18 protein-coding genes are annotated in these 12921 nt (G+C 61.2%); 8 read left to right on the forward strand and 10 right to left on the reverse strand.

Annotation, left to right across the window (positions count from 1 at the left end; translation table 11 throughout):
- Nucleotides 1-7 precede the first annotated feature (7 nt).
- Nucleotides 8-556, reverse strand: a complete 549-nt coding sequence (locus BLV09_RS28695; RefSeq protein WP_100385569.1) for a sigma-70 family RNA polymerase sigma factor — start codon at nucleotides 554-556, stop codon at nucleotides 8-10.
- The gene (locus tag BLV09_RS28700) at nucleotides 556-774 is read right to left on the reverse strand and encodes a NepR family anti-sigma factor (protein ID WP_167558908.1); all 219 of its coding nucleotides are present in this window, start codon (nucleotides 772-774) and stop codon (nucleotides 556-558) included. Before BLV09_RS28700 ends, BLV09_RS28695 begins: the two co-directional genes overlap by 1 nt.
- 235 nt (nucleotides 775-1009) lie before the next feature.
- Here BLV09_RS28700 and BLV09_RS28705 point away from each other — a divergent pair, with 235 nt between their 5' ends.
- A complete protein-coding gene (locus BLV09_RS28705) occupies nucleotides 1010-1816 on the forward strand; it encodes a response regulator (RefSeq protein ID WP_100385571.1) in 807 nt (268 codons plus the stop codon).
- 10 nt (nucleotides 1817-1826) lie between these two features.
- Here the strand turns inward: BLV09_RS28705 and BLV09_RS38880 are convergent, their stop codons facing one another.
- Nucleotides 1827-2315 (reverse strand): hypothetical protein, encoded by a 489-nt coding sequence (locus BLV09_RS38880; protein ID WP_433994362.1) that lies wholly within the window; start codon nucleotides 2313-2315, stop codon nucleotides 1827-1829.
- Between BLV09_RS38880 and BLV09_RS28715 the strand changes: the two genes are divergently transcribed.
- Genes BLV09_RS28715 through arsC form a run of 3 tightly spaced genes read left to right on the forward strand, consistent with a single transcriptional unit; the run spans nucleotide 2301 to nucleotide 3840 of the window.
- On the forward strand, nucleotides 2301-2747 hold the full coding sequence (locus tag BLV09_RS28715) for an ArsI/CadI family heavy metal resistance metalloenzyme (RefSeq protein WP_146689800.1): 447 nt from the start codon (nucleotides 2301-2303) through the stop codon (nucleotides 2745-2747). The genes BLV09_RS38880 and BLV09_RS28715 overlap by 15 nt on opposite strands.
- Nucleotides 2747-3445: an aquaporin gene (locus BLV09_RS28720; RefSeq protein ID WP_146691341.1), complete on the forward strand. Its 699-nt coding sequence runs from the start codon at nucleotides 2747-2749 to the stop codon at nucleotides 3443-3445. Before BLV09_RS28715 ends, BLV09_RS28720 begins: the two co-directional genes overlap by 1 nt.
- The gene (arsC, locus tag BLV09_RS28725; protein ID WP_146689801.1) at nucleotides 3442-3840 is read left to right on the forward strand and encodes an arsenate reductase (glutaredoxin); all 399 of its coding nucleotides are present in this window, start codon (nucleotides 3442-3444) and stop codon (nucleotides 3838-3840) included. The genes BLV09_RS28720 and arsC overlap by 4 nt, the downstream gene beginning before the upstream one ends.
- Before the next feature lie 97 nt (nucleotides 3841-3937).
- On the opposite strand, the gene BLV09_RS28730 is transcribed toward arsC, so the two are convergent.
- The gene (locus BLV09_RS28730; RefSeq protein ID WP_146691342.1) at nucleotides 3938-4609 is read right to left on the reverse strand and encodes a class I SAM-dependent methyltransferase; all 672 of its coding nucleotides are present in this window, start codon (nucleotides 4607-4609) and stop codon (nucleotides 3938-3940) included.
- Between the two features lie 153 nt (nucleotides 4610-4762).
- Entirely contained in the window at nucleotides 4763-5227 is a 465-nt protein-coding gene (locus BLV09_RS28735) for an Rrf2 family transcriptional regulator (protein WP_100385577.1), read from the reverse strand.
- A 215-nt stretch (nucleotides 5228-5442) separates the two neighbouring features.
- On the opposite strand from BLV09_RS28735, the gene BLV09_RS28740 reads away from it, so the two are divergent.
- Entirely contained in the window at nucleotides 5443-6546 is a 1104-nt protein-coding gene (locus BLV09_RS28740) for an IS630 family transposase (RefSeq protein WP_146691343.1), read from the forward strand.
- Between the two features lie 115 nt (nucleotides 6547-6661).
- On the opposite strand, the gene BLV09_RS28745 is transcribed toward BLV09_RS28740, so the two are convergent.
- Nucleotides 6662-7483: a substrate-binding domain-containing protein gene (locus BLV09_RS28745; RefSeq protein WP_146689802.1), complete on the reverse strand. Its 822-nt coding sequence runs from the start codon at nucleotides 7481-7483 to the stop codon at nucleotides 6662-6664.
- Nucleotides 7480-8139 carry an ABC transporter permease gene (locus BLV09_RS28750; RefSeq protein WP_146689803.1) on the reverse strand — a complete coding sequence of 220 codons (660 nt, stop codon included), beginning with the start codon at nucleotides 8137-8139 and terminating at the stop codon, nucleotides 7480-7482. The genes BLV09_RS28745 and BLV09_RS28750 overlap by 4 nt, the downstream gene beginning before the upstream one ends.
- A gap of 402 nt (nucleotides 8140-8541) precedes the next feature.
- On the opposite strand from BLV09_RS28750, the gene BLV09_RS28755 reads away from it, so the two are divergent.
- Nucleotides 8542-8961, forward strand: coding sequence for a hypothetical protein (locus tag BLV09_RS28755; protein WP_146689804.1), 420 nt, complete (start codon nucleotides 8542-8544; stop codon nucleotides 8959-8961).
- A 40-nt stretch (nucleotides 8962-9001) separates the two neighbouring features.
- Here the strand turns inward: BLV09_RS28755 and BLV09_RS28760 are convergent, their stop codons facing one another.
- The 3 genes from BLV09_RS28760 to BLV09_RS28770 all read right to left on the reverse strand — a co-directional run bounded on the left by BLV09_RS28760 (nucleotide 9002) and on the right by BLV09_RS28770 (nucleotide 11169).
- Complete coding sequence (locus tag BLV09_RS28760) at nucleotides 9002-9448, reverse strand: hypothetical protein (protein ID WP_146689805.1); 447 nt, start codon at nucleotides 9446-9448, stop codon at nucleotides 9002-9004.
- A 165-nt stretch (nucleotides 9449-9613) separates the two neighbouring features.
- Nucleotides 9614-9985 (reverse strand): DUF883 family protein, encoded by a 372-nt coding sequence (locus BLV09_RS28765; protein WP_100385582.1) that lies wholly within the window; start codon nucleotides 9983-9985, stop codon nucleotides 9614-9616.
- A gap of 71 nt (nucleotides 9986-10056) precedes the next feature.
- Complete coding sequence (locus tag BLV09_RS28770) at nucleotides 10057-11169, reverse strand: AI-2E family transporter (RefSeq protein WP_146689806.1); 1113 nt, start codon at nucleotides 11167-11169, stop codon at nucleotides 10057-10059.
- Nucleotides 11170-11393: 224 nt separating this feature from the next.
- Here BLV09_RS28770 and BLV09_RS28775 point away from each other — a divergent pair, with 224 nt between their 5' ends.
- Nucleotides 11394-12197 carry a L,D-transpeptidase gene (locus tag BLV09_RS28775; RefSeq protein WP_146689807.1) on the forward strand — a complete coding sequence of 268 codons (804 nt, stop codon included), beginning with the start codon at nucleotides 11394-11396 and terminating at the stop codon, nucleotides 12195-12197.
- Nucleotides 12198-12225: 28 nt separating this feature from the next.
- Nucleotides 12226-12891 (forward strand): DUF2865 domain-containing protein, encoded by a 666-nt coding sequence (locus tag BLV09_RS28780; protein WP_146689808.1) that lies wholly within the window; start codon nucleotides 12226-12228, stop codon nucleotides 12889-12891.
- The last annotated feature ends 30 nt before the right edge of the window (nucleotides 12892-12921 follow it).

Consider the following 12921-nt stretch of genomic DNA (forward strand, 5'->3'; position numbering starts at 1 on the left):
GGCTAGGTTAGCCGCCGCTGCCGCCGATCACGGCGCGCACCGTTTCATCGGGCCCAAAATCCTCGGCGCCGTCGACATAAAGCAACGCACTGAGTTTCGATCGCGCGCGGTTGACGCGGCTCTTGATGGTGCCGACCGCACAGCCGCAGATTGCCGCGGCATCTTCATAAGAGAAGCCGGAGGCGCCGACCAGAATGAGGGCTTCACGCTGGTCCTGCGGCAGCTTTTCGAGCGCTGCGCGAAACTCTTCGAACTCCAGATGCGCGTTTTGCGCCGGCTGGGTTTTCAGAGTTTTGGCGTAGCTGCCTTCGGCATCCTCCACCTCCCGTCGCCGCTTGCGATAGTCGGAGCGGAACAGGTTGCGCAGGATCGTGAACAGCCATGCCGGCAGGTTCGAGCCGGGCTGGAATGAATCGATGTTGGCCAGCGCGCGCAGCAGTGTTTCCTGCACCAGATCGTCGGCGCGATCGCCATTGCCGCTAAGCGAGATCGCGAATGCTCGCAGACTGGGAACCGATGCCAGGATGTCGTCGCGAAGTGATTCTGTGAGGGGCATTAGCTCCTCCCGTCATCTTGTTCGCCCGTATTACTTACTTGGGGTTTGGGCTCGGATGCATCAAGCTTTCGAATAAGTTCTGCGAAGCGATCTGGTACCCCCTGTCTCACAACATCGTCATACATGGCGCGGAGTTGGTGGCCGATCCTCGACTGAATCTCGGCATTGAGGCCGCCCGGCTTGCCGGTTGCGGCATTCTTGGACTTTACATCTTTCATGACCTGATCCACGCTTCCCCGAGAGTTAAGTCCCTGAAGTTTCAAGAGTTATCCTTGGTCTTTGAGGCTTGTGGCACATCTCTACGGTGGACCTAATGCGAAGTTCGCCGGAAAGTTCCGGCTTTCGGGAACTATTATTGGGAACTTTTCGCGGGTTCGGGCGTAATCAGGCACGTCAGGGGAACCCGGGTCACCCCATCAGACAGTTTGACCCAAGACAATCGATGGAGTGGGGATGTCCCGATCACAGCTCGTTGCCGAACATTTACCGTTATTGCGGCGCTATGCCCGTGCGTTAACGGGAAACCAGGCGTCGGGCGACGCCTATGTCGGCGCCATGCTCGAAGCCTTGCTCCAGGACCCGTCGCTGCTCGATGAGCAACACGGCCCGCGAGCCGGACTATTCCGGTTGTTCACCCAAATCTGGAATTCGGTGTCGCTCAACGACGATTCCGACGTCGCGACGCTGCCGATGCCTTCCGAACGCCGGCTCTCGAACATCACGCCGCTACCGCGCCAGGCCTTCCTGCTGCTGTCGCTGGAAGGTTTTTCCGAAGAGGAAGTCGCATTCATTCTCGGCACCGACGTGGTCGAGACCCGCAAACTCGCCGATACGGCAGGGCGGGAAATGGCGGCGGAAATCGCCACCGATGTGCTGATCATCGAGGACGAGACCTTCATTGCGATGGATCTCGAAAGCCTGGTCAAGAATCTCGGGCATAACGTCATCGGCGTGGCCCGTACCCACTCCGATGCCGTGGCGTTGGCGAAGAACAAGAAGCCGGGCCTGATCTTGGCGGATATCCAGCTCGCTGACGGCAGTTCGGGCCTCGACGCCGTCAACGAATTGCTGAAGACATTCGAGGTGCCGGTGGTTTTCATCACCGCCTATCCCGAGCGCTTCCTGACCGGCGAGCGCCCCGAGCCGGCCTTCCTGATCTCGAAGCCGTTCCAGCCGGCGATGGTGTCGGCGGTCGCAAGCCAGGCGCTGTTCTTCCAGCGCAATTCGCGCAATCGCGCGCCTCGGGCGGCGGCTTCCTGATTTAGCAAAGTTATCGCATTCGAACAGAACGGCGCGCCTTAGGGCGCGCCGGCGCATTTTCATGATCCATTTCAATTATCATTGAAATAATTTGACGACCGCCGTTTATTTCGATATTCGTTGAAATATGGAAATCTCGGATGCCGTCGCGGCGCTGGCCGCACTCGCGCAAGATAATCGCCTTGAGGTCTATCGCCTGCTGGTCAAGGCGGGACCGGAGGGCATGCCGGCCGGAAGCGTGGCGACGGCTCTCGATCTCGCGCCCAATACGCTCACGTTTCACTTCGACCGGTTGCGTCAAGCTGGGCTCGTGACCGTGCGCCGCGCCGGTCGCTCGATGATCTATGCCGCGCGATACGATCAAATGAATTCGCTGCTTTCTTTTCTCACCGAGAACTGTTGCGGCGGTGCGCCGGAGCAATGCGCGCCCGCAGCCGTTTGCAAGCCGAAACGAACCAAAGTCACTGTTTAAAGGGGAGATGCGATGAAACGTCTTCATGTCCACGTTGCCGTCGACAACATTTCGAATTCAATTGGTTTCTATTCCGCGCTATTTGCCGCGCAACCGTCAGTCGTCAAAGACGACTACGCGAAATGGATGCTGGACGATCCGCGCGTTAATTTCGCAATCTCAACGCGCGGCCGGCAGCCGGGACTCGATCATCTCGGAATCCAGGTGGAGAACGCTCAAGAATTGGACGAGGTCTACGCCCGTCTTCGCGACGCAGGCGGCAACATCATCGAGCAAGGCCAGACGGCCTGTTGCTACGCCAAATCGGAAAAGTCCTGGATCGACGATCCCTCGGGCATTGCGTGGGAAACCTTTCTGACCACCGGCGAAAGCATCACCTATGGTGACGGAACGGGCGAGAACGTCGTGCGGGTCGCGCATGAAAAACCATCCGCGTGTTGCGCACCTACGCCCAACTAATGCCCGGCTTCGATCTGTCGCGGCGATTGGCGGCCGAAGCGCTTGGAACGGCGCTATTGGTCGCGACCGTCGTCGGCTCCGGTATCATGGCCGAGAGCTTGACCAAAGACGTTGCGCTTGCGTTGCTTGGCAACACCATTGCGACCGGCGCGATGCTCGTCGTCCTGATTACGACCTTGGGCCCGATATCGGGCGCGCACTTCAACCCGGCAGTCACGCTGATCTTCGCGCTAAAGCGCGATCTGACATTGCACGAAGCATCGTCATATTTCGCCGTGCAAATCATCGGTGGCATTGCCGGGACGATGGTAGCTCACGCGATGTTCGCGTTACCGCTCCTGGATCCATCGATGAAGATCAGAACCGGCGGCGCGCAATGGTTTGCAGAAGGCGTTGCCGCATTCGGTCTGGTCGCAATCATCCTGGCCGGAATCCGCTTCGAGCGGGCGTCCGTCCCGTGGCTCGTTGGTCTCTATATCACGGCTGCATACTGGTTTACGGCGTCAACGTCGTTTGCGAATCCGGCCGTCGCCATCGCCCGGTCGTTGACGAATACGTTCTCCGGTATTCGCCCTGTCGACCTTCCCGGCTTCATCGCGGCCGAATTATGCGGCGCGGTTGCCGGGCTGATGCTCATGAGTTGGCTGCTGCGCGCCAGCGGCGACGGCCCGTCAATTAATCGAGAGGCGCAACTATGACCGTGACAATCTATCACAATCCGGGCTGCGGCACGTCCCGCAACACCTTGGCAATGATCAGGGCGAGCGGCGAGGAGCCGATCGTCATTGAGTACTTGAAGAGTCCCCCGAGTCGGGCACGGCTCCTGGAATTGATCCGCGCGATGGGCATTTCAGTGCGCGCATTGTTACGGGAAAAAGGGACGCCGTATGCGGAGCTGGGTCTCGGTGAACCGAAATGGACCGACGATCAGCTGCTGGATTTGATGCAGGCCCATCCGATCCTGATCAATCGTCCCATCGTCGAAACGCCCAAGGGAACGCGGCTTTGCCGTCCCTCCGAAATGGTCTTCGATTTGCTCGAAGCACCGGTCCGCTCCTTCATCAAAGAGGATGGCGAAGCCGTCACGCGCTAACGGTTAGTGTTCTGTCACTGACGCTGGATTCCCATAGCCCGGCAAATCATGCAAGCTTTGCGCATCTGCTCGCCGGCATTGATGAAGCCGGCACGCATCAGGCGTAGGCCACCCAACCGCGGAAGCTGAAGGCGGCGTAGAACAGACTGACATTCGAGAAGCCGGCCTCACGGAGGATCGCTTCGTCCTGCTCTGGCGTGAGAATGTTCGTTTGCGTGTCAATCGCCATGCGAGCGTTCGCCGCCTTGTCGGGGTCGAGACCGGAGGCGATCAAGAATGCGGCGTGTCGCGACAGCCAGAGCGCGCGCTCGCCTTCACCCTGCGGGAAGCTAAGGTGGGCAATCACGTAAGGCGCGCCGGGCTTGAGGCGGCGGTGGATTTCGATAGCCGTACGTCGCCGCTCCTCGAGGGCCATGAAGTGCAGAGTCAACAGACAGGTGGCTGCATCGAACGGTCCCTGCGGCGCGCCATCGATATAGCCTTGGTGCAGACGCGCGCGCGACGCGAGTGGCCCAAGAGTCTGTTCGGCTAACTTGAGCATCTCGGCAGACGGGTCGATGCCGTCGAAGGTCCAGCCCGAACGGGCCTGCGCAAATACCTTCAACTCCAGCCCGCCTCCGGCGCCGAGAACCAGCACTCGAGCATCTTCCGGGACACGCTCAGCAAGCAGGAGCGTCGTCATGCTTTGCATGGCGTTGTAGCCGGGCACGAAACGCGGTGGTCCATCGGCGTAGCGAGCCACCGCCTGAGGATCGGAGAATGGAGCCATCCGCTCGCTCACGCTGCCAACTCGAGTGGTTCCAGGTCGCACAGGGCGACTGGCCGTCCCGGGATTGCGTACGGCATTAGCGGCGCGACTTGCTCGGCGACATGGCGTGTATGGTCCCATGTCAAGCCAATACAGCCGCCGGTGATGATTGCGTCACGACACATGGACATTCTCCAGATGATGAGATCCGCCATGGGCAATGATGCGCTCGTGAAGATCGGCGCTCAGCATGGCCAGCGTCACTTGCCCAAGACGCGCGAGCAGTAGCGCCTCCGCATCCTCGAATGCCTGATTGAGGGCGGCATTAACCGCCTGTTCGACGAGGCAGCCGGGCGTCTCCGCCCGGTTGCTCATGGCGAGAAGCGCGGGGCTGCCGAGCGCAGTATAGATGTCGCGCATTGTGACCTTCGATAGGTCGCAGGCCAGCGTCCACCCGCCGCCATGCCCTTTTTCCGACCGGACATATCCTTGGTCGCGGAGGCCAGCCATGATCCGACGGACCACCACCGGATTGGTGTCAATCGCCTTCGCCAGCACTTCGGAAGTCACGGGGCCGCTGTGCTCTGCCATGTGCAGCAGGACGTGGAGCACCCCCGACAATCTGCTATCTCGTCTCATGTAACATTACATGTTGCGTGATTGCGGCAAAGTCAAGACTTTGGCTCGTGCAGAGATTCGTTCCCTGCCGCGGGGATGGTCAAAGGTCGTCAGGGAATCCGCGGATGGGTCACCGGCGGACCTTGTCTTTCTCCGCCAGCCGAGGGGCGCGCGCACTAGTGTTCTGTCAATGACGCTGGATTTCGATGGCCCGGCAAATCATGAAAGCTTTGCGCATGAAGACAGACATCAAGATCGCGGCTGAAGATCGTGCGCGGCTCGAGCGGTTGGTCGCGGATCGCAACACGCCGGTGAAGGTCGTCTGGCGGTCGCGGATCGTGCTGGCGACGGCGGACGGCGAGACGGTCAAGGCGATTTGCCGGACGACGAGCAAGTCGAAGCCGTGCGTGTGGCGCTGGCAGAAGCACTATGCCGATGAAGGCGTCGATGGCCTGATGCGCGACAAGACGCGACCGCCGGGCCGCAAGCCATTGCCGGTTGCGTTGAAGGCCAAGGTGCTGGCCAAGACCACGCGCGAGACGCCACCCGACGCGACGCACTGGAGTGTGCGCACAATGGCCAAGGCTTTTGCCATCAGCCACTCGAGCGTGCAGCGGATTTGGCGCGAGGCAGGCCTGAAGCCGCATCTGACGGCCCGGTTCAAGGTCTCCAACGACCCGCAGTTCGAGGAGAAAGTCACCGACATCGTCGGCCTCTACATGAACCCGCCGGATCGCGCGCTCGTGCTTTGCGTCGATGAGAAGAGCCAGATCCAGGCGCTCGACCGAACCCAGCCAGGGCTGCCGCTCAAGAAGGGCCGCGCCGCGACCATGACGCACGACTACAAGCGGCACGGGGTGACGACGCTCTATGCGGCGATGGACGTGAAGAGCGGGCTCGTCATCGGCGACTGCCAGCCGCGCCATCGCGCCCGCGAGTTCATTGCCTTCCTGCGGCGGATCGATCGGGCCGTGCACAAGCACCTCGACGTGCACGTCGTGCTCGACAACTCGTCGACGCACAAGACAGGCGAGGTGAAAGCCTGGCTCGCCAAGCATCCCCGCTTCAAGCTGCACTTCACGCCGACGAGCGCCTCGTGGATGAACCTCGTCGAGCGCTTTTTCGCGGAACTCACGAGGAAGCGAATACGGCGCGGCGCCTTCGCCAACGTGGCCGAGCTGGAAGCCGCGATCCACGACTACCTCCTGCACCACAATGCCGATCCCAAACCCTTCGTATGGACCAAATCGGCCGAGGTAATCCTGAAGAAAGAGCGCCGCGCCCTCGATGTCCTTGACGCAATCAAGGCTGGGAACCAACCGACTGAGTCAGAACACTAGATCGGTAGCTTAAAACGACGGTTCGGCGCGTGCCGTGGGTCACGCGCCGAACCTGACCGGGATCAAGGCTGCTCAGCGGCCGGTTGGTAACCGTCCGTCGAGAACGGCAAGTGCGTCACTTCGGAGAGTCCGCGGACGGGTTGAACAGTTTTTGTCCGTTCATCTGGTAGGCGCCGATGGCTTGCTGGCCCTCGGGCGAGACCAGCCAATCGGCGAAAATCCTGGCTGTGGCTAGTTTTGCGCCCGGGTGTTTTTGCGGGCTCAATTCGATGACATCATATCGATTAATCAGGCGGGAGTCGCCCTCGATCGCGATCACCAGCGATCCCTTGTTCTTGAAGCTGAGCCACGTGCCGCGGTCGGAAAGCGTATAGGCGTCCATCGCGCTTGCGGCATTGAGCGCCTGGCCCATTCCGCCGCCGATATCGCGATACCATTTTTCCCTGGAGGCATCGGGCGTTTGCCCGGCTTTCCAAAGCCGCAGCTCCGCCGCGTTGGTGCCGCTCTTGTCTCCACGCGATACGAAGGGGGCTTGCGCGGAGGCAATGGCCTTCAACGCCGCGACGCTGTCGTTGCCGCCACTGATATGGGCCGGGTCGGCCGACGGCCCGACGATAATGAAATCATTCCATGCGATTTGCCGGCGTGTCGCGCCGTGGCCTTCCTCCATGAATTGCTGTTCGGCTTCGGGATCATGAACCAGCAACAGATCGGCATCGCCCCGCCGCGCGGTATCGAGCGCCTTGCCGGTGCCCTGCGCCACGACATCGACCGCAATCCCGGTCTTCGCGGTGAATTGCGGAAGAATGTTCGCCAGAAGTCCCGAGCTTTCGACCGAAGTGGTCGACGCCAGAACGATGGAGGGTTCCGCGGCCGAACTGGAATCGATGGAAAAAATCGCCGCAACGAGCGCCAATAGGAAGCTAATTCTCGTCATATCTCATCACTCCCGGCTGTTCTCGCCCGTCCCGCCAGTGCGAAAACCGTCGCGCTGACTGAAATGCTGATCCCAACTAACACCGCTCCAAGCGCCAGCGCCAACGGTAGGTCGCCTTGACTTGTTTGCAGTGCGATGGCTGTCGTCATCGTTCTGGTTAAGCCGCGAATATTGCCGCCGACCAGGATCACCGCGCCGACCTCCGAAACGGTCCGGCCGAAGCCAGCCAGGACGGCCGTCACCAGTTCGGCGCGAATGATGAGAAGTATCTGCGGAATGGCCTGGATTCGTGATGCCCCGTCGCAAATCAGTTCGTCCCCATAGCGCGCCCAGGCCCGTTCGCTGGCGCGATGGACCAGCGCCATGATGATGGGAGTGGCGAGAATCGCCTGTGCGATCACCATGGCGGCGGGAGTGAAGAGCAATTCAAGGAAGCCGAGCGGCCCCGAACGCGACAGCCCGAGATATAAAATCAAGCCGACCACGACCGGCGGCAGACCAAAGAACGCATTGATCAAAACGACAATCACTCGCCGTCCGGGAAAAGGGAAAATGGCGAGCGCGGTCCCGATCGGCAGACTGATCGTCGTCGCGATCACCGTCGCCGCCAGACTAACGCTGATCGAAAGTCCGACGATCTCGAGAAAATCACGCAATTCGGGGAGCCATTATCTGAGTGCAATATCGCCGTTGCTGCACTCAGGGGAACCGCGCGTCAATCTTGGCTGACGCTTTTCAAGGCAGGCGTATGTTGAGGAATGTGACCTGCAGACGGAGTTGGCGGGCTAATTTCTTCAAAGTTCAAGTAATATCAATCAGATAAAAAACAGGCAGATAAAAAAGCAGGGCGCGGCTGGCATCACCACAGCCGCGCCCCACGTCGCCGGTCAATGGGGCAGGGGGAATAACCGGCTGCCGGAATGACGCACAGCTCCCCTGAGTCGTTCCGCGACTTAAAAATATTTTCGTACACGGTTAAGTGATCATCACCCGACTGAACCCTGCCATGCCGGCTCGCGTTGTTCCCTTGATCGCCATGGGGCGAGGGACGTGTAACCATGTCACAGATATCCAAGGGAATTTTCTTTAAGGGAATTTTCGGCGCGATCGCTCTTTCACTGACGTTCGGCGCGATCCAGTTTGCCTCGGGCCGGGATCTCGGCCAGTCCAATCCGCCGGGTCCGCTCAATTCGGTGGAGGCCTCCGCGGCCGCTATCAACCGCGCCGGCAAAGCCGACCGTGCTGCCCGTGGGCCTACTTCGGCAATGCAGACGCAAACGATCTCGCTGCGGCTGAATGGTCTTTACGATACCTCGGTTCTCGTTCGTGTGCCGGTCGCCCACGAAGCCCGCGACCGCTCTCCCGCGCCATCTCTGATCAAGTCTGGTGGCGGCAAGACAGCGGTAGCTTGCGAACCGATGGTCAGCGTATTGACCGAGGTTGCCAAGCAGCTCGAGCCCGGCCGCTGCGTTACCTGAGCTGTCGAGCTTACGGCCGGCAAGGTTTAGGCCCCGAGGGTCAAGCTTTAGGCTCCTCGTCGTCGTCCGAGGCGCCCGCACTGCTGCGGGCGGCCATCAGTCCCAGCGCCAGGCCGCCGACAGCCAAAATCGGAATAAGCCTCTTGATGCCGATGGCCCGGACGACCTGAAGACCGGCTGCAACCAGCATCGGATCGGCCAGCGCCGAGTGCACCGCTGACTTCGCGGTTTCGGCGGCGCGGGCCTTGACCTGATTTTTACGCACCATGTAGCAGCCGGCTGCGATCAGCGTGACCACGAAGAAGATGCCAGCCCCGGTCAGGCAGGCTTCGACCGGGCCATATTTCCGAAGCACGAAGATAAAGGCGGCGGCGCACAGAAACGACGTCGTGACGAACAGGGCCATCGCGACCGCCGCGGCGAGCGACGTCAGCCGCATCGCTGTCCCCGTCGATTCCTTGAAGTCGTCAATCATGCGCTGAAACATCGCAGGCCCCGGTGCAAAATAATGCCGAAAAATGGGACGACGGCGCCGTGCGCGCCGCCGTTCAAACTAAGTCATGGCGGATTGAAGCTGCGTGGCCATCGCGAACTGCGGCGTGCCGTTTAGCTGTGCCATATCCAGGCTGCGCCATATCTACCTGAGCCACGCCTACCTGCGCCAAGTCGCGCCGATCAGGAAGCCAATGCCGAGCGCCAGGCCCACGGTCGCGAGCGGACGCTGCGTGATGGCGTCTTCCAGCGTTTCCTCGATCGAGTAGGCGGCGTCCTGGGCCGCGTCCATAACGGCGGCCCCGCGATCCGACATGTCGTCGACGGCCGAATCGACGTTGGCCCGCGCCTGCTTGTAGCCGCGGCGCGCCTGCTTCTTGGCGCTACCGGCGAAGCTGTTGAGCACGTCTGTGATCTGATCGGCCAAGGCTGCGATATCGTTTTTCACGGCTGCTACATCCTTTTCGAGGCGTTCATAGGTCGCTTTATCCGTCAGATTTTTCATTCCGATTTCGCCATCCGTACTCGACATCAAAAGCTCCTCGGACTGAAGGTGTCAGGGCCAACGCGCCGGGTTCCCGGAAGTTCCCGTTTGCCGATCGATCAATCCGGCGGTAGTTGCGGCGCATCGCCCGGCATCAGATGCTCCTTGAGCACAAGCGCCACGATCAAAAGCGGTGAAGATAAAAAGCCGCCCATCGGCCCCCACAGCCAGGTCCAGAATGCCAGCGCCATGAACACCGCCAGCGCATTCAGGGCGAGCCGCCGGCCAATGATGGTCGGTGTGATGAAATGGCCTTCCATAAAGGTGATTCCGACAAACAGCAGCGGGGCGATCAGCCCGCCGCTGATGGTCGGAAAAACCACGGCACCCACGGCGACAAGGATTGCAAACATGGCAACCGGGCCGATGATGGGAAAGAAATTCAACGTGGCGGCGAGGGCGCCGAGCCCGGCCGGGTTGGGCATTCCCGTGATCGCGCAAACCAGGCCGGTGGCGATGCCGACCCCGGCATTGATCATCGTCACGGTCAGCAGGTAGTTGCCGAGATTCACTTCGATTTCGTTGAGGATGCGTAGCGTTCGCAGCCGCGCCTCGTGATCGCCGAAGGTCATGATCAGCGCGCGGCGCAAGTCCTTCCAACTCGCGATGAACAGCACCAGCGTGGCGAAGAAGAGCAGAAACTCGGTGAATGTCGGCGAGAGAAATTCAAGCGTGGGCTGAACCCACTCGAACTTCGGCATTTGAAACGATGTCAGCGCGGGCGGCGTGCCAACCATGCTCTGGAGGTCCTGCCAAAGCGCGAGCGGGCGATCGAACACATGCAGCTTGTCCTTCAGCCGCGAGACCAGCTCCGGTAAATGCGTGCTCCAATCCATCAGAGGCGATGATATCAAGCCGACCATGAAGGTTGCGGCAGCACCCACCGTGGCCACGATCATGACGGCCGCGACGGGACGAGGAATTCGATATCGCTCGAGGGCGCTTGCGGCCGGCGACAACATGGTGCCGACCACGAACGCCATCACGACGGGAAGAAAGAACGCCTTGGCGGCATAGAGAACCGCAACGATGCAAATGACCAGGAGCGCGACGAGCGCAAACGCAACGGCTTCGGCGCGGCGAATGACCGGCGGCTGTGTACCTTTGCTGTCGGGGAGGGGGGCGCTCGCCCGCTCGTCGGAAAGCAAACGTTCACTGGGAAGGACACGCACAAAGAATCTCCCTCCCTCAAACGAGGGGCAGCCGATACCGGAAACTTGCGAACCGAGCGCTGTCAGCTGAATTCACGATCGCAATGAAAGTTCCATCGCAGAAACGTGAAGCGCCCGCCGCTTGACAGGCGATGTCTTCGGCCGAGTCGGATGGAACCGCGAAACCTCGATCGCGTTGGTTGAAATCGGAGCATCACCGTGATGCGTATCCAACGGGGCAGCACATGACACAGCCATTCGCAGCCACTCGCAGGCCGTCAAGTCGCATGGCCGGCGTATTCGTCTTCGCCGGTGCTCTGGTGCTGGCGCCAGTCATCCTTCCAGGCGCCGCGAACGCACAGGTGCTCGGTTACGCGTCTTCACCGCAGACCTCCTTTCCTTCAGACAACATCATGGTTGCGCCCGGCCAACCGGCGCTGACCGATGACGGCGATGGCGGCGCGACGAACGTGCTGCCGGAGCGGCTGCGGCGCGCGATCGTCAATCTCGACACCCGGGAAGCACCCGGCACCGTCATCATCGATACCGGCAACACCGCGCTCTATTACGTGCTCGGTCAGGGCCGGGCCATTCGTTATGGCGTCGGCGTCGGCCGGCAGGGCTTTACCTGGGCGGGTACGCAGACCATCTCGCGAAAGGCCGAATGGCCGGATTGGCATCCGCCGGCCGAGATGATCGCCCGCCAGCCTTATCTGCCGCGCTTCATGGCCGGAGGCCCCGGCAATCCGCTCGGCGCTCGCGCCATGTATCTCGGCGCCAGCGAATATCGCATTCACGGCACCAACGATCCCACCACCATCGGCAAGTTCGTATCGAGCGGCTGTATCCGCCTGACCAATGAAGATGTTGCAGACCTCTTCAGCCGGGTCGATGTCGGCACCAAGGTCGTGGTGCTGCCGAAGAGCGGGCCGCATCTCCAAGCAAGGGCTGCGATGCCGGTGCGTGCGGCGGCAACGGCCGCCCGCCCCGCGATCACGAGGCTGCCCTCGGGTCGCGAGGCCATGAATCTCTCACCGTCGATCAACTGAGATCCGCAACCTGCTTCGGGAGCCGAACATGAGCAGGAGATCAGGCAAGCGGTCGAGATCAGGCGTGGCGGCGCTGGTTTGTACCCTGGTGACGATCCTGGGCTTGTCGACCGCCGCGCAGGCAGAGGACTTTCTGTCGGCGCTGTTTGGCGCATTCGGCGGCGGCCGGTCGCACGCCCCCGTGATCCGGCTGCCGTTCGGCAATGAGGGCGACGGCAACGCATCCTCCTCTTCGTCGAGCGAGGCTCGCCCGCGCTATGTCGGCGGTCAGGCCTATTGCGTGCGTAGCTGCGACGGGCGCTATTTCCCGATCACGGGGCCCGACAATGAAAGCAAGGCGGCGTCGTGCAATAATTTCTGCCCGGCGAGCGAGACCAAACTCGTCTATGGCAGCAGCATCGACAACGCCGCAACCGAGAGCGGCAAGCCTTATTCCGAATTGCCGAATGCGTTTCGTTACCGCAATGAAATTGTCGCCGGCTGCACCTGCAATGGCAAGGACCAGTTCGGCCTCGCGCCGGTTAACATCGAGAGCGATCCGACGCTTCGCAAGGGCGACATCGTCGCCGGCGTCAACGGGCTGATGGTGGCCGGCCGAGGCGCGGACAAACGCGGCGCCTCGCTGAATTTCTCGCCGGTCTCGGCATCGGTGCGCGCGAAGTATCAGCGGGTGCCGATCGTAGCGTCGGAATAGCAGCGCCGCCTGATCAGTTGGCCCGCGACC

The sequence above is a fragment of the Bradyrhizobium canariense genome (assembly GCF_900105125.1).
Lineage (GTDB): Bacteria > Pseudomonadota > Alphaproteobacteria > Rhizobiales > Xanthobacteraceae > Bradyrhizobium > Bradyrhizobium canariense_A.